Origin of the sequence: Treponema peruense (genome assembly GCF_016117655.1) — a bacterium.
GTDB classification, from domain to species: Bacteria; Spirochaetota; Spirochaetia; order Treponematales; family Treponemataceae; genus Treponema_D; species Treponema_D peruense.
Genome location: NZ_CP064936.1, coordinates 1,637,054 through 1,660,516 on the forward strand (window position 1 = coordinate 1,637,054; position 23,463 = coordinate 1,660,516).

Sequence of the window (23,463 nt, forward strand, 5' to 3'; positions counted from 1 at the left end):
GGGAATGTTTCCGCTGAAAATATGCACTTTTACCGAACGTTGGGTTTACAAGAAAAAACAAATTGGAACAAAACGGCTTCTTGAGTTCACCGAAATTATGAACCAGTTGATAGAATCTGGATTATCAATAAGGGATGCACTGGAAGTATCGGCAGAAATAGAAAACACGGATAAAACCGAAATAAAAATCGCACAAAAACTATTATCAATGATTAACAGTGGCAAAACATTTTCAGACTCAGTCAACGAACTTACATACATCTTTCCTGAGTTCTACCGCGGGTTCGTTTTGATTGGTGACAAAATAGGTTCTGTAGAAGAAATATTCCCCAGGCTTATGTTGTATCTTTCTGAATCAAGAAAAATGCAGGAAAAAATTACAGGTGCACTTCTCTATCCTGCATTCATTCTGACTGCAGCATCCTTTGGAATTGCAGGACTTGGAATATTTGTACTTCCAAAATTAACACTTATGTTTCACGAACTTGGTGAAGGAACAGAAAGCATTGAACGCGGCCTTTTTAAAATCAAAGCCGGCATCATCTTTGTACTGGTCGTTATCACAGTCGGAATACTTATTTGTAAAAGTCTTTCGTTTATTGCCAAATATGAACCCAAAGTAAAAGAATTTATAGATAGAGCAAAAATTTCACTGCCGGTTATCGGAAAGATAATTACTGATTTTGAATCGCTAAACTTTTCGTTTGCAATGGAAACTTTGACTTCGGCAAATATTTCTATTGAGCATGCAATTGAACAATCCATGAAAGTAATAAAAAATTCAGCCTATTCAGGAGAATTAAAAAAAGCAAACGAAAAAATAAAAAAAGGCCAGTCAATGGCACAGTCATTCAGCTGCCAGAAATATTTTCCCGGCTATATGCAAAAATGGATAGAAGTAGGAGAAAAGTCAGCAAATACTGAACAGGTATTCTCACAGATACGCAAACATTTTCAGAACAAAATAAACTCACTCACCCAAAGGTTTTCATCCCTTGTTGAACCGGCTGTAATTTTGCTTCTTGGTTCCATAATTCTTGCTGTTGTTGTTACAGTAATTCTGCCTGTATTCAATATGTACGGAAACCTTCTGTAAAAGAAATTAACAAATGTTCAGCAGCCGGTATCAGTGAAATTGATTTTGCAATAAACGATCCTGCGAACATAAACGGAACAAAAGGTATCTTTATATTTACCCCGTCGGATTTTTGTCTTTTAAGCAACAGAATAAACAGTATAAAACACATGCTTAAAACAGAAGATAAAAAAATGGCAAAAAAGCATACTACGGGCCCGCAAAACAAGCCGCAGAAAATGCTGTAGTGTAAATCACCCATTCCCAGTTTCCCCTTTACGACCATTCTGACAATACAAAATATGAACAATAAAACAAATGCACCGGCGGATATTTGGACAATTGAATTCGGTTCAGTCAGCAGAACACACAGTACAAAAACAATTATTCCAGTATAATTTACACGCAGGGGAATATGCATGTATTTTATATCAGATAATGCCAGACAGAATGAAAAGAAAAAAAATACGGAATAAAAAATCAGATTATTCATAATGAATCATACCGTAACTGAACTGAAGAATCACTGATTTTGGATAAAAACTCCTTAAGATAATTTTTGGCAGGAACCATACTGACATACCCGTACTGATAAATATCGGCAAGAAGAAGATATATGTAAGGATTATCGAAACCTAATTCCAGAAGTGACAAAAGTTTTTCTTCTGCAGTTTTATATTCTTTTAACGAACACAAAATCAATGCTTCCTGAAAAAAAACCGACAGAGTATCGGCTCCTGCTTCAGACGCATGTTCAAGAACAGAAAGTGCATCCTGTACAGCTCCATCAGAAAAGAGACTTTCAGCCTTATACAAAAGCTGTTCTTGTGAATACATTTTTATATAAGCAAGATTACCGGCACCGGATACGCCGGCCGTAAATGAAACAGTTTCATATCCTTGCTTTTTGACAACAAGATTCACGCAGAAACCTGATTTTTTGTTTTCGATTGTAAAGTGGCCGTAAACATCAGTTCTGCAATACTCCTTTCCGTCAACAAAGACAGAGGCCCCCTGAACAGGCTCATTATAAAAATCATAGACCATTCCGTTGAGAGAAACTTTCTCTGTCTTCATGGTTGCACAGCTGCACAAAACAAGACTAAAAAATATAGCCGAAAGATTTTTTTTCATAAAATACCTACCTTGAATTTGTAAACAATGACATCAATTAAAATTTGGAACAGTTATTTTTTGTTCATTCATGAGAAGAACTATTTTGTCTTTTGAAACATTCAGAACATTCTGCGGGGAAATTTTCAGAATATTCCCCTGCTGATTTTTTATATAAACACATACATTACCCTCCATTCCTGAAAGAATACTTATTAACTTATAGTTTTCAGAATAGGATTCATTTTTTACTTCTCTTTCAATTTTCTTTACAGGAAGTTTTTCCTCAGAAGAAACAACTGCTGCAGGAATATTTTGTTCTTTTTTAAAAAGATTTATAAAACCTTTCGTTGGGTTTTTTATACAATCTAGATTCCGAACCCTGATATTTTCAGAAGGAACAAGTCTCAACACAATATCAAGAAAATCACGAGAACTTTTTAATGAAATATAATTTATTATAAAACAAGAAGATAAATCAGATTCCGACTCTAAAAGCTTGATAATTGATGAAACTTCGCTTTCGGGAACACGAAGAATAACTTCGGCACAAAACCCAGAATCACCGGACAGAGTTTTTGTACAATAGGATATAATTTCTACATTCATTCTTCTGATCTTTGCAACAGACTCTGCCAGAAATTTATTCCGGTCTGTTTCTGTTACGCGTGGAATACAAGAGTCTTTTGGTTCAAGTTCATGAAGCTGTTTTTTTACAGATGAAATCTGTTTGTCAAATTCAGTGATTTGTGCCCGTATGACATTTATTTGCTTTAGTGCAATACAAAAGAAGAATAAAAAAAACGGTACCGATATTAAAAAGAAAATTTTATTATTCATTGACATTTCCTTTCAGGGAAATTTCTTCAAGAGAATTGCCTTTTGAAATTATTTTTTCATATTTAATGTTATGGATTCTTTCAGAAAACTCCAGCCTGTTTATAAAACCAACAGCGTCTTTTGTTTCTGCAGTAATATAAAAATCACCTCCTTCTACAGAAAACTTGGAAATATAAAGTTGATTATCTGCAGAAACTAATTCATCCAGCAGGTAAAGAACAGGTTCCCTATTTTCAAAAACAACCGGTAACTTCGAGTCTGTACGCTGCTCTTTTTTGGCTGATAATTGATTATTTATCAAGGAAAGAATTCTTTTTCTTTCTTTTAATTTGTATGATAAAGACATAAAACAAATTGCAAAAATACACAACATCAACAACACAAACAGCAAAAAAAATCCGCACACATTGTTTGACGTCTTTTTTTTGTGTGAAAATATGCAGTTTTTCATACAGAATATCTTTTTTGAACCAGAGGAAATTTCAAGTTTAATAAAATATTTAAATATGGACTCAATAAAAGAAATTATATCAGACGGGACGTCATCTGTTATGAAAAACTTTACCCTATCAGAAAAGGAATTCAAATTCCATTTGTCAAGAAATTCGATTAATTTGGATTTATCTGAATAAACAGAACTTTCTATAATATTCTTTTCTGCATTAAAATATAAGACGGAACTTTTTGTAATAATCATAAACTCATTCATTTTATAGTTTCTGATTACAAAGGCAGGCAGAGAAATCAGCATAATATTGTCAGCATGGAATTTATTTATATAATCTGACGGAGCCACAAATACAATGAGTTTCTTTTTCACGACAATAAAATCAGACACAATTTTTTGATCTGTAAACGGGTAATATTTTCTAAGAAGCAAAGGAATAGCATTTTTTATATCTGAGTTTTTTATTACGGGACAGTCAAAAACAAAATATGAAATATTTTCTGGAGAACTGATTTCAAATTTTATTGTATTCATTTTTATAAATACTCCCAATTAATTTCTTCAATAGAAGTTTGACTCTTTTTATTTTGGGATACAATCGCACTGCAACGTACATATATTCCGCAAAGATTAATTTTCCAAAACCAGGTTCTTGTTCCGAGTTCAGATTTAGACAAATCAGAGTTATATCCCCTGCAGATATTTGTTAAATCTTCAGCAGTAATTTCTTTTTGACTTCTAAGCCGGATTAGATTTTCTGTCTGCCCTGTAGTCAAAATCGATTTAAGAATCTTTTCATCTGCAAAATTTACATTAATGGGAGCATTTATTGTAAGAATATTTTTAAGATCGGAATAATAAACTCCAAGTAACAATTTAAATTCAGTTTCAGTCATAATCTGCTGATCGTTTTTTCTAAGAGTTAATGTTTTATTCCATAAAGAATCTGCAGTCACTCCTGAACATAATGATGAAACAATAAGTTTAAACGGTTCTTCTTCAACTGTATTCAAATTGGCAGTTCCAAAATAAGTAAAGTAGGAAACATTATTTGTACCCAAAAGCTCAAGAAGCCCTTCATCAGAATATACAAGTCTGTTCTGGGATTTTCGGCTGTTAATTATCATAGAAATATCGCCATCTGATAATCCATTCATGCAGGACAGAACTTTTTGAAGCATACGGTCAGAAACAAAATTTATGTTTAATTTTCCTGATAAATCTTCAAGACTTATATTAATTCCATCTGATGTTTTTCCGTGATAATTCCAGATACTGTCAAACGGGGACTGGCTTTCAGGAGAACCATCAAGCGAAAGTTCCTTTGAAATAGTGTAAATCATTTTTTCCATTTTCAGTTTTTCCTCACTTTCCAGTTTTGATTTGGCAAGGCTTTTATTGGCATACAAAACAGAAGCCACAATCCCGACACATACAGATTCAATTAACAGAAAGAGAATTATTGCAGACAAAGTTCCGAACCCATTTGAATTGCTTTTAATATTAAAATTCATCTGTATCTCCATATCCCGAAGCAAATATCTGGATCAATTTATTTCTCTTATTCCTCAGTTCATATTCACACAAAAGTCCGACTGATTCATTCTGTTTGCATATCAAACTACATGATAAAATGCGTATTTTTTCAGGAAGGTCCAGTTTGTACTCGCAAAAATCATCCTGTTCTGTGTAAATTACAATTGAGTGATTGCTCCATGTTAAATTTATATTTTTTTCATTAACCCAGGGAGGTATTTTTATTTGCTGAATAAATTCCCTCAAAATTCTGTCAGAATTAATTAACTCCAGATTACTGCGGACATTTTGTTTTGCAAAAACAACAGAATGCATACATGACGAATATGCAAAAACTATAGCAGGAATAGCTGAACTCATAACAGCAATGGAAACAAGGCTTTCCATAAGAGTAAATGCATCATTTTTACATATCTGTACAATAAGTTCATTCAACTTTGAGGCCGTATGTAATTTTATTTTCATTTTCATTATTCTCTCTTTCTATATAAGAATGTGTACGATCAGAAAGTGATGATGATGATTTTACAGCAACTGCAGCAAGAAGAATTGTTCCCGAAACAACGGTACCTGTAATAAATAAAACCACCATACTTTCCAGAAGTCCGAATCCTTTATTGCCATGAAGTAATGTCTTTAGAATCATCATCTCCTCCCTTATACCCGTCTTTTCCGTAAGACAATACAGAATACGCAAGTCCGTTGTTCCCAGGAATTTCATAAACATAGCTGTTTCCCCACGGATCCTGTGGAATTGCCTTTGAAACATACGGCCCATTCCAAAACACACCGCTTTCCAGACCGAACGGTTTTATCCACAATGCATCCAGCCCTTCATTTTCAGTAGGATATCTTCCTGTATCCATATAAAACGAATCGAGGGCAACGCAGAAGCTTTCTATCTGCGTTCTGGCTGTTACGACACGTGCTTTGTCTATCTGCTTAATGGAACTGAATCCTACAGATGCTGTTAGAACAAGAACAATTGCCATAACGACAAGAGTTTCCATAAAGGTCCAGCCTTCATTTGCCTTATTTTTTTTGAATTTCATGTTACCTCCAGATAAAATTTTCAGTTAGCGATAAATCCCATGCATCTGTAATATGATTCATTCCTTTTACATCAACCTGCATTACAGAATAATTCTCCAGGGTTCCTGCAGGTGAGCGGAGTTCATACACAAACTTAACCTTCTTATCTTCCCTTACCAAAGGAATTCTATATATATTTCCGCCAAGCGGAATCTTTGAATTACCGGATATTACAAACCATGTTCCCGTCATTGGAACAGTTGAAACCCCTTCTCCAAAAATCTTTGCAGAAAGCAGAATTGATTCACCGGCATTGTAGGTTGTAAAATATCCTTTTTTTAAATAATTCAAGTCGGCGACTTTTCCATTAAACAAAGCAACACTTAATTCAGGAACATCGACTGCGCCTACAACCGGTATATGTTTGTTTTCACCAACATCAAAAGAAACAAAAGTTCCTGAAAGAATCTTCGCTGTAAACAATGCAGATTTCATTCCAATATTTTTTTGGAAAACAAAGTCTTTTCCCGGCAAAAAATCCCTGTCACATATCAGATAAACAAAAGAATCCCGTGATATATAAAAATCAATGGATTTTCTTTCTTTCATGCACAGATCATTTTTTGACCAGCTGATAGTTTCTGATTCAAGAATGTACCCAGGAATATCAGAAGAAGATATTCCTGTTTCTGACAGGTACTTCATAAAGGAAGCCTTTTTCATTGAACGCTCCACACTTCTTTTTACTCCGTTTATTTTCGGGAAAAGAATAAGATCATCTTTTTTTCTCAGGGATTCCCAGACAAAAACAGATACCTTTTTCCATTCGCTCGTCTTACCGGTATTGTCAACAGAACGGAATTCAAAATCATGTTGTCCTCCGTCCATAATCAGAAGCGAAGATTTGTATTCTTTTATCACACCGTCTTTTTCTTTATATTCGATTCGTTTTATACCTGATGCTTTGTCATATCCCTTTGCACTGACTACCGCAGAAGACACTGAGTTTCTGACTTCAAGATCTATTGAAGGTACATCAATATCAATATTTATAAAAATACTTTTGCGTTCGCTTTCATTACCTGCAATATCAAGGGCATAATATTCAAACTCAGCGATTCCCTCTTCTGATATAAGAACCGGTGAAGAATACACCTCCCCGTTGAGTTCCATAAAATCTATTCCTGAAAGATTGTCAGAACCGCTTAGACTTACATAAACAGAACCGTCATACCATCCGCTGTCCGTTTTTTCTCCTTCCAAAGAAACAGAAACTTCAGGCGGAACATTGTCTGATTTATATTCAGAATAAACGGCAGGTCCAGTCTGACCAGAATTATCAATACCATAGGCGCCGATTCTGGCTTCAGTTCTGTCAGGAGTAATCGTATTTTCATAAGATTCCCATAATCCTGACACATTCACTTTTGTTTCTGCAACATATCCGTCTTTGTCAGTGCAATTAATTTTTACGGAAGGAATGTTTTTGTACCAACCGTTAACGCCGTCAGGACTCCTTGGAATAAATTCAATTTCGGTTTGGGGAAGAAATTTATTCAGTTCGCCACCTGCACACACAATTTCACCGTTTGTGCAGGAAACAAAGATTTGTTTATTGTACAGAATAAAATCCGAAGCCAATGCTTTGTCTTTCCATATTACATTTCCATCATATTTATTAAGGGCCGCTATTCCAGAGTCCAGCAGAACAACAATTTTATTTTCTGCGGTTGCAAACGCACGTACTCCTTCACAAATTTTTCTGTTGAGTTCCAGTGTTTCCGAATCAAAATCATACAGGCTGTCATCAGCCAGAACATAAACTGAATCATCAGTTACCGAAACAAAAGACTTTGAATTCTGCATACATGAAGACTGTTTTTGTATTTTAAGATTCTGATCAACTGTATAAACCGATGATTCAGTTACCAAAACAGTTTTTCCATAACCGCCCGCTGTTCCTGTTATGCTAGAATCAAGAAGAATATGTTTTCCAGTATCTTCAAGTGAAACAACTTCTTTTCCCGCGGGCAAAATACCGTAAAACTGTCCGTTTGAATAAAATGCATCTTCAAGACAGATATTTTTTTCAGCAAGTTTCTCCCCAGTATTTGAGTTTAATTCGGTAATCTTATTCTTTTCAATAAACAGGACAGAATTGTCACCTGATACAAAATGCAAAACATTCTCACTTCTAAAATCAACAGCCGGCATTCTGTAGTCAAACCAGCATACGGAGTTGTCGCTGAACAAAACGAACAGGTAATTTCCGCTGATTTGAGCATCAGAAACTGAAGACTCAAATTCTCGTTTCCATCTCAAATTTGCAGAAAGTGTATAAGAGCTGACAGATTTTTCCCCGACAAAAATCAAAGTTGAATCACAGGCCAGAATCTGATTGATTTGAGTATTTAAATTCAAACTCCATTTTCTGACAAACTCGGAAGGTATATCAAACCCCACAGTCTGATTTTTATCAGAACGTACTGAAGAGCAAGTCCATGAATTGTCCTTTACAACAAAATTTACTTCCTTTGTAACAGAATATCCCCCGTTATACAGAACACCAATTGTCGCACAGGTATTTTCAATTCTTTCGGGTACACCGTAAACAATTCCGTTTTCATCAAGCGAAAGTCCCGAAGGAAGATTTCCGCTTTCGACGAAGAATGAATCTGCAGGATATTCTGAATCACAATACAGGGCAGCTCTGTACGGAATATTAACCGTTGCATCATAAACTGCAGAGTCGTCTATTTTCGGCAGGCCGCAGGTTTTTACAATAACAGAAGCATAGGAATTAAAATTATCACTTTTTCCCGAAACAACAATCTGCCACTCCCCGCTTTTGAATTCCTTCTTTGGAATCAGTTTGAGTGAATTTTCGCAGTCAGGCACAACAGTTTTTTTCTGAAGTTCCGCGGTAAACGGAGCATAATCGGGAACACAAACTGACAGTTCAACACTCTGTCTGCTTCCTGCAACAAACAGACGCACGTCGGACACAATTCCATCTGCAAGGGAAACAGACGGCTTACACTGAATTGAAAAACCTCTTTCAAGAACATAGAACAAATATTCATCAGAATAATATTCACCGTTTTTAACACGAAGTTTTCCACTGCTCATTTCATCAGGCACTTTGAACTTTATACATGAAGAATTTATTTCAGAAACAGCAATACTCCTTCCATCCAGCAGCAAGACTGATTCCTGATTAAAGTTACTTCCATAAACACAAACTTCATCCCCGGCATAAGCAGAGAACGGAACAACCGAGGCAATACAGGGATTTACTTCGTTTATTTCTGATACAATCTGTACGGTTACATACATACTTTCACCGGACTCGTCTGTAAATTTTACATCATACGTTCCCGGCACAGTAGTATCTGCTGCCGTAAAAACAAATTCCTCAACACCTGAAGAAATAACGTCAGGTAATCTTACCTCAAGCCCGTCACAGAGACCTTCTATTCTGAACACAGGTGCATCAGCAGAGTTTGCATTACCGGTAAAATCAACAGGCAGTATTCCGCTTTGACCAGGGGCAAGAACCAGCTTTTCCTGACACGGCTCAAAAGTCCAGATGTCTTTAGACACAGGAATACAGTATTCGGCACAATCCCCTGAAGGATTTTCTATTCTGAGTATTCTTGATTTATTTGACATAAGATCTCCGCTGTACACAAGATGCTTTGACTTAACATAAGCAACTTCACTTTCTTCTGCAAACAATTCACTGCCATCAAGATAATATCTACTTCCGTTGACGAAGCCCTCTCCGTACACGTATAAATCCGGACCGCATTCTTCTGTTATTACAGAAGGTTCAGTTCTGTAAATTGCAAGCTTCGGGTATTCAACGTTGATTCCAATTGAGTAATCATCTTCGAGCGACGGGTTTCCACGGTTAAAAATTTTTCCCTGAAGGATATATTTTCCTGGTGTACATCGTTCTGATACAGAAACATAACAAACAAGTCCTGCAGTGTCCCGTTCAATTTTTACGGAAGAATCAAAATTTGCTTTTATAAATTCAGAAGCGTCATAACCGGTTCCATCCATATTGATTTTGTCAACAGTTCCGTAAAAGTACGAATATGCATCATCTGTTTCTTCAAAATTGTTTACAGAAGTTTTTATTCCGAAAGAATCTGTTTCACCTGAACGGAGTATAATTGCATCCGGATTTTTTTCTATAACAGGCAGATTGATTTTTTTTGATACGCTTTCACTGTCAAATGATATTTCTTTTGAAAAATTACTTTCCCTGCCGTAAACATCAACAGTTTTAATCCGTGCCGAAAAATTGCCCTTTGGAATTGATGTAGTATATGCAGACACTTTTCCCGCATCAATCAAAGTGGTTTCTTCATCAGATATTTCAAGAACGTATCCACGAATATTCCCCAAAATATTTTCGTCCCATTCAAAAATACATTCACCATCAGAGTTTTTCCAGACTCGGAATTCTGAAGGAGGATTCAGAACAGCATTCTCTCTATTTAAGTGAATCAAAGGTGAAAAACAGGAAACCTGTTCCGGAATTCCAGATGAATCAAAAGCTGAAACTCCAAGCGTGTAATTTGCATCGGCCAGTTGTTCAATGGAAATATTTTCTACAAAACTTCCGTCTTCATTTACATCAACTTCAGCCAAATTAACATAAGTGCCAGTTTCCTCCGAATAAGCGTTTAAACGTACTTTTTTGGTATAACCCGATACAATTCTTCCTGAAACCAAAACTGCTCCGTCTGTATTTATTTCCCCGGAAGGGCTGTCCAGAACAATTTCTGCTTTCTTTTCAACAGTAAGTGCATCAACAGAATACATTCCCTTTTCTATTCCTTCGACTATAAAATTCCAGTCACCGTTTTCGGGCGAAAGAACCGTAAACATCACGCAGTCTTCGTAATAATATGTTTCGACATTTTCATCCCCGGCAATATAAATATGTCCTGAAGGTGACACAGCCTTGAAAGTCGGATTTCCTTCGGCATAAGCACATACAAAAACTATTCTGTCGAGTCTTGCTTTTGCCTTTTCATTTTTCTGAATTATATTGCGCTCAAAATACAAGCCCTGCCCGCTCTCTTCTTCTGAAATAATCCTTGAATGAAGATTTTCAGAAACCTTAAACGGATGGTTATTGATTCCTGATTCAACAGTTTCATTTACATTCAAATTGAATTGTGAAAGAGGCATATTATAATTCTGTTTTTCATAATTCAAAGAATAATTTCCGGATCTATTTGAAAATGAATTTGCAGGTCTTACAATTTTATAGGTAGATACATCTCCGATTTTCATTCCATTGTCAGATACAAAAACACCGAAGGTTCCGAAACCGTCAAAATATGCAGAGGCCTTAAACCCGCGTTTCCCGTTACTGAAATCCCCGAATTCAACTCCTGTATTCCCAAGATTTATTTTACATGGCGGAATATCTATAGTTATTCTTTTCCAAAATATCTTGAAAGAAGTATGATAGAGGCTGCCCTTTTCAAGAGAAAGACCGACATTGCCTGTTCCCGAAAACATTGTGCGTCCGTTCCGTCCGAAAATGTACAGTTCAATCCGGCCTTTTATAAATGTAAGATTAACATTCACTTCTGTGCTTAAGCCCGCCCTGGAAAAAACAGCGCTTGCATTTGCAGATAAATTCAGGCTTCCTTTCAAAACAGTTAGATTTCCCTTGAATGCCCATGTCAGATTTTCAACATCAATCCAGGTATCAGGAGTCATTTTTACAAGAGAGCCTCCTGTTTTGTCTGCAACTGTAAGTCCAAGCTGAATGCGTATTCCTTTTTTAAACATATGTCTTATATCAGACGGAACTTCATCCGGTGCCCCATAGGCAAGTCCGCCACGGATTCCACTCATATAAAGTCCGGTGGTACCAATTGGAATACCTATAACTCCCTTTGCAGTTTCAAAACTAAAATACGCTCTTTTCAAACCAATCGGATACTCGGAAGATGGATTTGTAAAACTTATCAGTGCAGCCATTTCCCCGGCATTCGGCACAGACATTCTTGCAGTTCCATAAACAGACCAAATACCGTTATTGTTTCCAAACTCTGCACGGACTCTGCTGAATCCTATTTTTCCTCCCAAAGAAAAGTCCGGGAGAGAGAAACCACCGCCGGAAAATGAAAGTCCTGAAGAAGGATTTATTTTTACATTGGAAAGCGCAATCATTGACGAATTCAAAAGTGCTGGACCAACCAATTTTACAGAACTGAATTTTATTGAATTGTCGGAAAAGTCAAACCGCGGACTTTGTATCTTCAATGCAAAACCTGCAATATTTATTTCCAGAACAGAAACGGCAAACACACCGGTAAACTTTCCGTTTTTGAAAGAAGCGTTTTCTACCTCCATAGATGTTCCGCTTAAGCTTCCCATATTTGCAGGAAATACAACCTTACATTTCTTAAGGCAGATAGCAAAACCGTCAGAACATTTATCATCTTTAATGAAATTCAATTTTTCAATTGAGCCCTTAAATCCGGCAATTTCAATATCCATGGAATCAAGACCGCCGTTTATGTCAAGAATTTTTCCGTTCCAGGACATAGCAAAATTATTGAGTAAAAAAGAAACACCTTTCATAGGTCCCTGGAATTTCATTTCTGAAAGTGCAGAACATGTAAATCCTGAAGAACTTAGAGAAAGTGATTTGAGTGTTAAATCCAATCCTTGAAGCACCGTAAACTTCACAGGACTTGTAAGAGCGGCATTGAATGACAGCATTCCTTTGGTTGTAGAAAACCGCAAAGTTTTGATATTGAGTTTTGAATTCTTGAGACTGTCAGGAACACCGGCAGCTGTTATCTCAAGTCCGCCACCGACATCTACGATAATATCACCTGCAGTTCCTTTTAAAAGAAAGAGTTTTGGTGAGACAATCCTGACTGCATTGAACAAACCGAAGTTTCCTGCAGATGCACTTGCCTTTAAATCCAATAATGTTCCCGAAGAATTGAATTTCAAAACATCAATTACGAATGTGGAAGAAGCGACAGCCTGCGGGAGTTTTGTTTCTGGAGCAAAAGAAAGATTTCCGGTAAGGGAAACTTCAATAGAACTGTTCTCTGTCTTCCTGATTCCGATCCAGGCATTTCTTGTAACAAGGGTATTCAAAATTACCCTGTCACTAAGGCTACATGAAGCATCAAGATCCAGTAATCCGGTTGAGTCAAACGACAGTTTTGCGTCAAGCGATGTTCCGCCAAGTCCAGAAGGGAAAGTTTTTTCATCAAGAAAAATCCCCGAATCTATTTTGAACAAAACATCACTGCCCGTATACTGCGCAAGAATATTTGTTTTCTTAAGGTACAAACCTTTTAAAAGCGACAAAACTTCATCTGTAATATACGAAGCAGAAAAAGCTTTTACACTTCCGTCAAGGCCCAGCGTAAACTCATCGAGAGAAACTTTTGTTCCACCGAGATCCCCTGGAAGAGCATCCGGTAGCACCAGATTGCCCGTAAAAGAAACAAAGCCCTCATCTTCACAGGAAGTCGCAACATATGCTCCAGCATCACAAAGTCGTACCCCACCGAAAGAAAAAGCCATACCATAAGCACCGGCCTTGAACGAACGAATTGTTCCGGAATTCGCATCTACAATAAATTCATCTATTTTAAGCGACAGGTTTGCCAGATCTTTAGGAGCATGTTCCGTAAAACCTGCCTCTCCTGAAACATCAAGAATGAATTTTTCTTCACTGTCTTTTTCAAAAAGAATATCTGCATTTTTTACAGCAAGAGCATAAATTCCGCTTCCGATAGTTCCGTGGATATTTTGCGCAGCAACCCGACATTCATTTATTGAACCGTCAGATGCAAACTCCAGATATGCATCGGGAATTTTTACACTGCGCAAAAACTCCGGAAACTTTTCGTCATCAAACGAGGCACCACCGTGGAATCCTACACTACCAGAACTGTGTACGGTCAGTTCATCAAAGCTAAAACTAACACCACCGAAAGTGAAATCAATATCTGTTTCTGCACAAATTGAATCAAACAAAACAGTCCCGGAAGAAAGATTCATCTTTATATCACTGACCGAAACTTTTGAAACAGCAAATCCAGGCGGAAGAATAAGTCCGCATTGTTTAAAACCAAGTCCGGCATCATTGTTGTTTGCAAACACATTAAATTCTGAAAAGGCAATTTTCCAGTCACCAAACAGAGGAATAACATATTCACCGGTTGCTGTAGCATCGATTTTTTCCAGACCGTTTGTCCAGTCAATAAAAAGTTCCTTTACATATATTCTTCGCTCAGACAGAATACCTGGAAAATCAGAAGGAAGAGTCATCCAGGCACTCAAAGAAATTCCGTTGCCGGTAATACCAAAATTTTCAATAGAAAACCAGCAGTTCCATATTTCAAAAGGAGTAACAGAAGCCTGTTCCATATTTACGATGCATCCGTTTTCTATAAAAAGTTTTCCTATCGAAACGGAAACCCCGTCATCAATGCCGGAAAAAAATATATTGCAGTCAATAAGCATTAGTCCATTGGATGAAAGAGAAATTCCACCTATCTCAAACTCAGCCATTCCCAGTTCAAATGAGAAACCCTTTATAGAACCAGAAGAAGAACACGAACCGTCCGGAAAAATTTTTACACCAGGATAATCAAAAGTTTGGCTGCCTAAAGAAGAAGGCATCGAAACCCGGAATCCGGCTACAATTCCATTTTTTGTAAGTTTGGTTTCATACAGGATATCATTTTGGGAAGAGAAACTTATTTTAACATTCTGTTCGTTAACAACTGTTAAAGCCTGTCCGTCTGCATCAAACTTAATTCGTCCCAGATTGAACCGAACGTCACGGAACGTTACATAATTTTCTTCTATAATAGTATACTCACCGTCATTTGAAAAACCGACACCTTCTATTTCCCATCCTGCATATTCATAAGTAAAAGTGTCACCCGACTGCGAATCAGGAAAAACGGAACCGTCTGCAAAAAAACGTATTCTGAAATCATTGTATTCACAGCATCCACTTATTTCTGTTGACACAAGAATACCCTTGAATCCGATTCCTGAATTATCCAGTTTTACGCCCGAAGCGTTTACAGAGTAACCGTTAGCAGAATCAAATACAAAATCACGGTAAACTGCATCTGACTCAATACTGCCGTCACAAGAAATTTTAGTGTTTCCAAGTATGATAGAATCTATTCCCGACATTTGGAAATCCAAAACGGGCGATGAACACTGTACAAGGCTGTTATTTTCTGACTCCTGAATAAAACGGCTTGAGCATATATAAACAGGAATAGAATTAATTACAAGTATATTTTCTTCTTTAACAGAAGTCGACAGACCACTCAAAAAGCTACCGTCAGGTTTTACAACAAAAGAATTGAAGGCAAGATATAATTCACCTTCCTCAAATTCTTTATATACACTTCCTGAACACTGCAAAGCGCCAGAGACGAAGAACATTTTATTTATACTCAGTTCCCAGTTCCCAGAAACATAACTTAAACCTGATTCTTCAAATTCAGGTGATGCCGTCATTGATGTGTAAGTAAATTCTGCCCCGGTAAAAGTGATACTGTCCTGTCGTTTTCCATCATACATCAAATTCAATTTTGAACAGTCAAGAAACCCTTTTTCTACAAGAAAAGATTTTCCGTCAAAAACAAATTCACGTACAGCAAAAGAATAATTCCCGTAAAAAACTTTGACAGGGACTTCATCATCAGAATATTTCCTGCGTGCAGAAAAACTTCCGTCACTTTCCAGTAAAACAGAATTAACGCAAACAGGATTTTCTGAAAGTGGAACAGGTATTTGAAGATTACAGGTAACACCATTTTTACTGACTGTTCCTTTGTCAAACCTGATATAAGTTCCATAATCCGTGTGTAATTCAAAATCAAATAAAATTTCACTCTCACAAATGATATCATTAAAATCACAGGTATTAACGCACAGTCCACCAACGGCAATTTTTTTATCAAAAGCAGTAATAAATCCCTTTTTGACAAGCAGACCGCATTTTCCATTGACTGCAACAACAGACGCATCAGATATTTCAAGAGGGAATCCGAATACGCTTGAAGAAACTGAATTGATCTTTGATTCAGAAAAATCAATTTGGCCGGCATCGAAATAAATATCACTGACAGAACAGATTTCATTTTCACCGTCAGTTAATGAACCAGAACAAACAATTTTCCCGTTTGAATCAAAATGAACATCTTCGGATTTTATATAAACATTTCCAAAATTTATTTTATCTACAATATCGCCTTTTTCATTTCTGAATGTAAAATTGGAGTATGAGAAATCAGCCTTACCTGAAGATTCATCAAGAACAAAATCATGTACATAAATATCAAAAAAATCACCTGAAGAATTTTTTACAACAAAAGATGCCGTATTGACATTAATGCATGAGCTCAAGACGAAAGCATCTGCAATACACATTCTTATATTGTTTTCTGTAATATAAAATGATTTTGCGGAATCAGTTTCTGCATGCAGACTTTTATTATCCACGGAAACAGAAATATTATGCAGCGGAATTTTCTTTTCATTTTCTGAATTAACTATATTCAGTTTTGCCGGCACAACATAAGCATTTCCGTTAAAATATTTTTTTTCATCAGATAGTTGAACTGAATCAATATCTTTCACAGTAAATGTGTCAGTCTTTACAGACAACAAATTTGTCTTTGCAGCTTTGCTTTCCGGAACAAATTCTGCAGGGAAACCTGCTGTGACTTTATCAAAATAAATTTCCTGATTACGTCCAGAAGATGTCTCCTGAAAATAAGATACATCATAAAATACGAATCCTTCTGAAATTGTAAATCCAAAAGAACGGCATTGAAACTCCCAGTTGCATGCAGAAACAGTATATTTATTTTTCAAAGACGGTTCTACAGCTACACATTCCTGTATTTCCCCTTCAGAAATTTTTATCTTTGAAACATCAAGAGGAACAGATTCAATTTTTTTATTTTCACAGTCCACTGAAAGCATACCGGGAACAGACAGCGATGCATTCACAACTTCGAAATTTTCACCTGAAACACTTTGCCTCATTTTACCCGAAACACAAATACCTTTTATATTCTGGTTAAAATCAAATTCAAAAGTTTCATCTTCCCTCATATGTTTTCCAGCAAGAATAAACATTTTCTTTGAACTGTTTCCTGCTTTGTCAAAGGCATAAACATTTATACAATATGACTTATTTTCATCAAGATCCTTAAGCACCGCTTCCTTTACTGTTGCAGAAAGTGTAACGTTATTCCCGGCACCATAATCAATCAAAATATAGTCCATACCCGAACCGCGATCACTCACATCTCCCCATTGGATTTTTGCATCATCCATGTTCTGGCTGCTTTCAGAAACATACGTTTTTCCACTCCACTGAACACTTCCCTTACCCGTTGCAAATTCTGGTGGAACAACATCAATCAGACATTTTTGAACAAGAACATCTTCATTTCCGGCCTTATCAAAAATCTTCAGAGAAATTTCAGAACTTTCAAAAACTGTAATTTTTTTCTTCATAAGCCCGTTGTTTTCTATTTCAATCCATTCGGGTTCTGAAACAGATTCACTTTGTAAAACAGGTTTAACAGAGTAAGCGAAGTTTTTGATTCCAGTATTGTCAGTTCCCTGACACCAGTTAATGTTAACAGAACTTTCAGAATACCATTTTGCAGAATCGATCTGAGGGGTAAGCCACATTGTAAAATTCTTTGGCGGGGAAGTATCAATTCTGAAAACATATTCGGCTGCCCGGCTGCATCTTCCATTCTTTCCTACAGAATATGCTCTGAAACAGTAAAATTCACCTTCCATATTGTCATCCAGATTTTCAAAATAAATTTCTTCACGCAGTTTTCCTCCTGTTTTAATGTCAGACATATTTTTATAAACCACAAGAGAACTTTCATTTATTTTTCCGGAAGAATTCAAAGACCCTTTATAGAAAGACCATACAATGTCACTTATATCAGAATTTGCCGTTCCTCCATTTATGCTGATACATGCTGTCTTTTCACGCGAGCCTTCTTTTGAATTGTAAGACATTTTGTGGGTCGAACTTTTTACCGATGGCTCAAGCGGAACTGCACTGTTTTTAATAAACACAAATTCTTTGACAGAACTTTTGTTACCTGCATTATCAACTGCATAAAAGCCAATAATATTTCTTCCTTCAACAAAAGAATCTATAGAAAAATCAGGATTAACCGTGGCAACAGCTTTTTTCCCGTTCAGAATATAATAAAAACACGAAATTCCTTCCTGACCGCATACTTTTTTTTCTTCTGCATTAATACTTGTAGTTAAAGAAAATGACGGGTTTACCGTATTTAAGTCAGTATCAGAATCCGCAACAAGATAATCGCCGCTGACAATTCGTTTTCCTGCAGAAATGAACTCAACATCTTTCAAGACAGGAGGCGTTTTGTCTTTTACAAAAGAAATACTTTGTTTGGAAATATTTCCGCATCCGTCATCTGCTTCTACAGAAACTTCGTGCAAACCTTCTTTCAGGGAAGAAATGTCCAGTGAATACTCATTTTGAGAAACAAAAATCTGCTTTTTCGGAAGAGAATCCATAATCAAAAATACAGACGGCTTTTGTGAAATCGAATCTTTAACAGTAAAATTTTTCAATAAAAGTGAATCTGACGAAACAAATTTTTGTGCAGTAAAACTCAATTCAGGAGGAACGGAATCAACTTTTAAATTGAAAACACTGCATCTGCTTTCATTGCCGGCAATATCACGAACCTTAAAAACCACGCTGTGTATTCCGTGCTCTTTTATAATAACAGAATTTCCTTTTACAAAATTTTTCCCGTCAAGACTGTATGCCCACGATTCGTTATCTACACCTGAAAGAGAATCAGAAGCAGAAGCCATAACATTTATTTTCTTTTTCCAGACTCCACCCGAATCTTCAGATACACTCAGTAAAGGTTTTGTCTTGTCAATTCTTACAGTCTTCACGGGAAAATCAAGTTTATTTCCTGCAAAATCGCAAATCGAAAACTGAACATTATGAATGCCCTCTTTGCTTATATTCAAACTACGTCCCGAACCAAAAGAATTTTTCCATGAATTCAAATCAATTCCTGAAATACTGTCTGCGGCAGAAGCAACAAGTTTTACATCAGAAGTGCTCCACTCTCCATTTGAAGAATCAATTATCCCTGAAGAAACCGGACTCTGGGAATCAATAGAAATATATTTTGTAACAGTTGTCGTATTTCCAAGCATATCCGTTACACACACAGAAAACGAATGGTTTCCCTGGGTATCAAAAGTCACCGTCGGTACTGTTGACGAAAAATTGGATAAAAATGGAGGTGTATACGGATTTCCGTCTTTATAATATTTTATACTGCTTATTCCACAACCCGCAACAGAAGGAACGTCACAAATGTCTGTAGGAATTCTTACATTAAGTGAAACACTTTCTTTGTCAGTGAATTTTCCGTTAATCAAAGGCGCACTTGTAGAAAAAACCGGAACACTTACTTTGTTATCATAGTATACTTTTGCGTCAATTGATGGATTCGCCTTCTGCCATGTAAGGATAAAGGTTACGTCAAAAGCGCATGAAAAAGTCAGCCTATTGTTGCTGTAATTCGGTCCGCTTCTGTCCCTTGTAGTCCAGCCTTTTGCAGAATAAGTGCTGGCGTTAAAACGCATACTGTTTCCCTTGACCCAGGCCGTATTGTCCTGCACATATTTTGCCTTGCAGTCAGTAATGTCTATGTAAACAAGATTGTCTTTATCTTCACCCTGAAAGTCAGAAGCAAATAAAAATGAACAGAACAAAGACTGAACAAGTGTAAAAATCAAAATAATTTTTTTATAAATCTGAACCATTATCTTCTCCCATTCATACTTTTGAAATTGCTGCTGCAATATTTTTTTACATTAAGTCCATCCTCATCCCTTAAGACACAAAAGCACGAACCGTTGACAAGAGAAGAAACACAGAAAGAGTCCGAAACAGAAAAGTCTGCGCGGCCGTCATCAAAATCAAGAGCCAGCATATTTCCTGAAAGATTAATCAATGCCTGCTCTGAATATGAAAAAAACATCTGCGCATTTACCGTTTTATTTTCCAGACTTTCATTCATAAATGTTTTAAGGCTGTCGCTACACAAAAGTTCGTACGTTTGTTTTAGTTTTGTTTCATCAAGAAAAATACATTTTATGGTATCCGCATTTCTGTCATAAAAAGCCGCGCCGAGTCCGTCATGTTCAAACAAAGAAATATAAGAACAGTTTTCAAAACAAACAGATTCTTTTGCTTTCCATGAATCAGAATATGTTACAGGAATTATTTCAGTTTCTGTTCCGTAATCGGCAATAAAATAGTTTTCGTTTTTATTGTAAGGAAGAAAAACAGCACTGTGCAAATCCGTTCCGCAAAAAACCTGATTATTTTCGTTACCCAAAAAGACTTCCATAGAATCTGCTCCATTATCATACACCAAACAGAAAAGAGGATTGTCATTTACAGCTGTTCCAGAAAACGATTTTAAGGGCAAATTTGTTTCAGATGAAAATACACACTTTGTTTCGTAAGCCGGGCAGTCAAATATCTTCGTTCCTAATCCGCTTTCATTTACGCAGACCAGAATTTTTTCACTTGTGTAAACTGCACTGACACGGGGCTGATTAAAAAGATTTTCTTCAACAACCGCAGAATTTACTTCACTGCCGTTTCTGAATACTGAAAGAACAGCGTACCTGCCTGACTTGTCAAGCAGAGTGACAGTTCCTTTTCCGACATCACTAAAGCGGGACAAGTCAGATTCACAGATTTTCTTATATTTTTTTGAAACTTCAAATATCTTTTTTGCACTAATACTTTTGTCATTGGTATTTACAAAAACTTCTTCTATAAATATGTCAGTAAAGCAAACAAAACCCAGCGTTCCGTTTTCAAAATAAAAGGGCAGAATTTTATTTATATCAGATTTGCATTCGTAAAAAAAGGGCACAGGTTCATTGCTTTCATCTGCAAAAAAAACAGTTGCCCTTCTTCCTTCACCAAAACAGAAAAACCCTCCGGACGCATTTTCAAAAAAGGTTCGGACAGTACATTCAGAAATTACAGAATCAAAATTCAGTCTGTTAACAGAAAGCGAACCGTCTGCATGATAAAGCTGAACTTTTTTTTCATCGGTTTCAAAAACAAATGCCCCGTCTTTTCTGTCGTGAATCACACCGAGCGCACCTGCAAAAATTTTTCCGCAGATAACCATAACCAGAATAAATAAAAAACGCTTTTCCATTACCCTTCCTCTTTTATAAAAACAAAAAAATAAATTTTTAAACTTGCTATATATTAATTGCATTTGTTTTTTCAAAAAGTACAAAAAAAATAAAAAAAAACCGCCAAAATTGAGAAAATTCTCGCATTTGGCGGTTTACAGGTAATGGTATTTTAAAACTTTATTTAAAACTGCATGGATAGTTACAAATCTATCCCTGAAAAATTATTTTATCTTTCTTACAAACGCATCCTTGAATCCAAAGTCACGGAATTTGGCAAGTACAGCTCCGTATTCGTCAACAGTCAGCGGTCCGGCCAGAACTTTGTACAGTCCCTTTGCAGTTTTTACAACACAAAGCGGGAACTTTGAATAACGTTCTTTTGCAGCGTAAACATTTTTTATATCCCCGAACGTAGCAAACTGGATATAATAGCCTTTCGCAAGTTCAGATTCAGACTCAAGAATATTTTCATTGTCATTTGCTTTGACTTCAGAAACTTCTTCTTTCTTTTCCTGAACTTCTACAGGCTCAAGAACAATAGGCTCTTCTTTTTCTACCACAGACATAGCATTTTCTGCAGTCTCTGGAACAGGGGCTTCGGGTTCAGCCGGAACAAGAATAATCGGTTCGTAAGCTTCAGTCTCATCTTCTGCTATAACAGCGTCTTCTGCGCTTTCTTCCGGAACTTCGGTAACCTCAGGTTCTTCTGAAACTTCAGTGCTCTGTTCTTCAATATCTTCTGTAATAGCGTCTTCAATCGGCTCGGCTTCAAACAGCTCTTCGGCTACGGCTTCTTCTTCGGCATCAAAAGCAACTTCGCCTTCAGCCTCCTCAGGTGTTTCATCAGGTTCAACTGAAGCTACTTCTTCACCTTCCATGTCGCCTTCAAGAACACTTTCCTTTTCTTCTTTAGGCATCTCTATAACAGCGTCTTCAACTGGTTCTGCTTCAAACGGCTCTTCGGCTACGGCTTCTTCTTCGACATCAAAAGTAACCTCGCATTCATCTTCTGCAGGTGTTTCATCAGGTTCAACTGACGCAACTTCTTCTCCTTTCATGTCGCCTTTAAGAACACTTTTCTTTTCTTCTTCAGACATCTCTATAACAGCGTCTTCAACCGACTCGGCCTCAAACGGCTCTTCTGGCACAACAGTCTGCGGCTCTTCTTCTACAGGTGCGCTTTCTTCGACAGAAATGGCTTCTTCCTCTACAGGAGTACTCTCTTCTGCGGGCACTGGTTTTTCGGCAGAGGAATCTTCATTCTGCATTTCTGCACGCTCGGCAGGAGATGCCATTTCTACATTATTTTTTTCTTCTATAAAATCACCGTCGGTTTCGATATATTCTTCATACTCGTATTCGCTCTGTTCAGGAACGACAGTTTCTTCGGGAGCAATATTTTCTTCGGTTTCTTCTTCTGGTTCAATCTGAACAGCGTCAATATCTTCGGGAATAGGTTCTGCAACGGCAGTTTCTTCTACAGATTCAGTCTCTTCTGCAGGTACGTTTTCTTCGGCTGCAACTGCTTCTTCAACTACAGGTGTGCTTTCTTCTGCAGCAGCTTCCTTAACAGAATCAGTTTCTTCTTTGACAGCCGTTTCTATTGCAGCAGTCTGCGCGCTTTCTTCTTCCGGTACCTTTTCTTCTTCAAAAGTACGCAAAGACAGAATTGCACTGCCAGACACAGATTCGTCAAAACTTCCCGACCTTGGAGCAAGCTTAACCTGCAGTTCGGTGCCTTTTTTTATACCAAGCCGTTCAGCCGACTCGCCCGACAAAAGAATTGCCACACCTTCTGCCTGATCAATTGTTCCAAGATTAAGCACCTGTAGAACAGAACCGTTGGCAGGATTCGTAATCGTAACACTATCCCCTGGAAGATAACCGGCAGTTTTTGCAAACAATCCGGAAGGAAGTTCCCCTTTGGAGGCAACCGCAATGCGCCCGTCAATAGACGAACCGGACGCAAAAAGAAGCGTTGCCGAAAGTAAAATAAATACTGTGCTCAGAATTTTCTTCATATATCCTTCCTTAAAATTGAACGATTGAGCAAGTTTCAACTTGCGATTAAGTTCAATTAATACGCGTAAGCGTATACGTTATATAAGACAGTTGT

General features: G+C 36.9%; 12 protein-coding genes. 1 reads left to right on the forward strand and 11 read right to left on the reverse strand.

Going from position 1 to position 23,463, the window contains the following annotated elements:
- Positions 1 to 4: 4 nt before the first annotated feature.
- Positions 5 to 1,096, forward strand: coding sequence for a type II secretion system F family protein (locus IWA51_RS07630; RefSeq protein WP_198441993.1), 1,092 nt, complete (start codon positions 5 to 7; stop codon positions 1,094 to 1,096).
- Here IWA51_RS07630 and IWA51_RS12925 read toward each other — a convergent pair.
- The 11 genes from IWA51_RS12925 to IWA51_RS07685 all read right to left on the reverse strand — a co-directional run bounded on the left by IWA51_RS12925 (position 1,071) and on the right by IWA51_RS07685 (position 23,368).
- Positions 1,071 to 1,568 carry a prepilin peptidase gene (locus tag IWA51_RS12925; protein WP_198441994.1) on the reverse strand — a complete coding sequence of 166 codons (498 nt, stop codon included), beginning with the start codon at positions 1,566 to 1,568 and terminating at the stop codon, positions 1,071 to 1,073. The two genes, IWA51_RS07630 and IWA51_RS12925, sit on opposite strands and share 26 nt — an antisense overlap.
- Positions 1,565 to 2,209 carry a peptidase associated/transthyretin-like domain-containing protein gene (locus IWA51_RS07640; protein ID WP_198441995.1) on the reverse strand — a complete coding sequence of 215 codons (645 nt, stop codon included), beginning with the start codon at positions 2,207 to 2,209 and terminating at the stop codon, positions 1,565 to 1,567. Before IWA51_RS07640 ends, IWA51_RS12925 begins: the two co-directional genes overlap by 4 nt.
- A 33-nt stretch (positions 2,210 to 2,242) precedes the next feature.
- Positions 2,243 to 3,028 carry a hypothetical protein gene (locus tag IWA51_RS07645; RefSeq protein WP_198441996.1) on the reverse strand — a complete coding sequence of 262 codons (786 nt, stop codon included), beginning with the start codon at positions 3,026 to 3,028 and terminating at the stop codon, positions 2,243 to 2,245.
- Complete coding sequence (locus IWA51_RS07650) at positions 3,021 to 4,010, reverse strand: hypothetical protein (RefSeq protein ID WP_198441997.1); 990 nt, start codon at positions 4,008 to 4,010, stop codon at positions 3,021 to 3,023. The genes IWA51_RS07645 and IWA51_RS07650 overlap by 8 nt, the downstream gene beginning before the upstream one ends.
- A gap of 2 nt (positions 4,011 to 4,012) precedes the next feature.
- A complete protein-coding gene (locus tag IWA51_RS07655; protein WP_198441998.1) occupies positions 4,013 to 4,948 on the reverse strand; it encodes a hypothetical protein in 936 nt (311 codons plus the stop codon).
- 31 nt (positions 4,949 to 4,979) lie between these two features.
- Positions 4,980 to 5,483: a hypothetical protein gene (locus IWA51_RS07660; protein WP_198441999.1), complete on the reverse strand. Its 504-nt coding sequence runs from the start codon at positions 5,481 to 5,483 to the stop codon at positions 4,980 to 4,982.
- Positions 5,440 to 5,658, reverse strand: coding sequence for a type IV pilus modification PilV family protein (locus tag IWA51_RS07665; RefSeq protein ID WP_198442000.1), 219 nt, complete (start codon positions 5,656 to 5,658; stop codon positions 5,440 to 5,442). Before IWA51_RS07665 ends, IWA51_RS07660 begins: the two co-directional genes overlap by 44 nt.
- A complete protein-coding gene (gspG, locus tag IWA51_RS07670) occupies positions 5,627 to 6,064 on the reverse strand; it encodes a type II secretion system major pseudopilin GspG (RefSeq protein ID WP_198442001.1) in 438 nt (145 codons plus the stop codon). Before gspG ends, IWA51_RS07665 begins: the two co-directional genes overlap by 32 nt.
- A gap of 1 nt (position 6,065) precedes the next feature.
- The gene (locus tag IWA51_RS07675) at positions 6,066 to 19,943 is read right to left on the reverse strand and encodes an OmpL47-type beta-barrel domain-containing protein (protein ID WP_198442002.1); all 13,878 of its coding nucleotides are present in this window, start codon (positions 19,941 to 19,943) and stop codon (positions 6,066 to 6,068) included.
- Positions 19,943 to 21,364, reverse strand: a complete 1,422-nt coding sequence (locus tag IWA51_RS07680) for a hypothetical protein (protein ID WP_198442003.1) — start codon at positions 21,362 to 21,364, stop codon at positions 19,943 to 19,945. Before IWA51_RS07680 ends, IWA51_RS07675 begins: the two co-directional genes overlap by 1 nt.
- Before the next feature lie 204 nt (positions 21,365 to 21,568).
- The gene (locus IWA51_RS07685) at positions 21,569 to 23,368 is read right to left on the reverse strand and encodes an SPOR domain-containing protein (RefSeq protein ID WP_198442004.1); all 1,800 of its coding nucleotides are present in this window, start codon (positions 23,366 to 23,368) and stop codon (positions 21,569 to 21,571) included.
- Between the last annotated feature and the right edge of the window lie 95 nt (positions 23,369 to 23,463).

Excerpts from the sequence above, each read along its gene's own strand:
- IWA51_RS07645 (WP_198441996.1), bottom strand. The coding sequence starts at position 3,028 with ATGAATAATAAAATTTTCTTTTTAATATCGGTACCGTTTTTTTTATTC.
- gspG (WP_198442001.1), bottom strand. The coding sequence starts at position 6,064 with ATGAAATTCAAAAAAAATAAGGCAAATGAAGGCTGGACCTTTATGGAA.
- IWA51_RS07680 (WP_198442003.1), bottom strand. The coding sequence starts at position 21,364 with ATGGAAAAGCGTTTTTTATTTATTCTGGTTATGGTTATCTGCGGAAAA.
- IWA51_RS07650 (WP_198441997.1), bottom strand. The coding sequence starts at position 4,010 with ATGAATACAATAAAATTTGAAATCAGTTCTCCAGAAAATATTTCATAT.
- IWA51_RS07640 (WP_198441995.1), bottom strand. The coding sequence starts at position 2,209 with ATGAAAAAAAATCTTTCGGCTATATTTTTTAGTCTTGTTTTGTGCAGC.
- IWA51_RS12925 (WP_198441994.1), bottom strand. The coding sequence starts at position 1,568 with ATGAATAATCTGATTTTTTATTCCGTATTTTTTTTCTTTTCATTCTGT.
- IWA51_RS07630 (WP_198441993.1), top strand. The coding sequence starts at position 5 with ATGTTTCCGCTGAAAATATGCACTTTTACCGAACGTTGGGTTTACAAG.
- IWA51_RS07665 (WP_198442000.1), bottom strand. The coding sequence starts at position 5,658 with ATGATTCTAAAGACATTACTTCATGGCAATAAAGGATTCGGACTTCTG.
- IWA51_RS07660 (WP_198441999.1), bottom strand. The coding sequence starts at position 5,483 with ATGAAAATGAAAATAAAATTACATACGGCCTCAAAGTTGAATGAACTT.
- IWA51_RS07675 (WP_198442002.1), bottom strand. The coding sequence starts at position 19,943 with ATGGTTCAGATTTATAAAAAAATTATTTTGATTTTTACACTTGTTCAG.
- IWA51_RS07685 (WP_198442004.1), bottom strand. The coding sequence starts at position 23,368 with ATGAAGAAAATTCTGAGCACAGTATTTATTTTACTTTCGGCAACGCTT.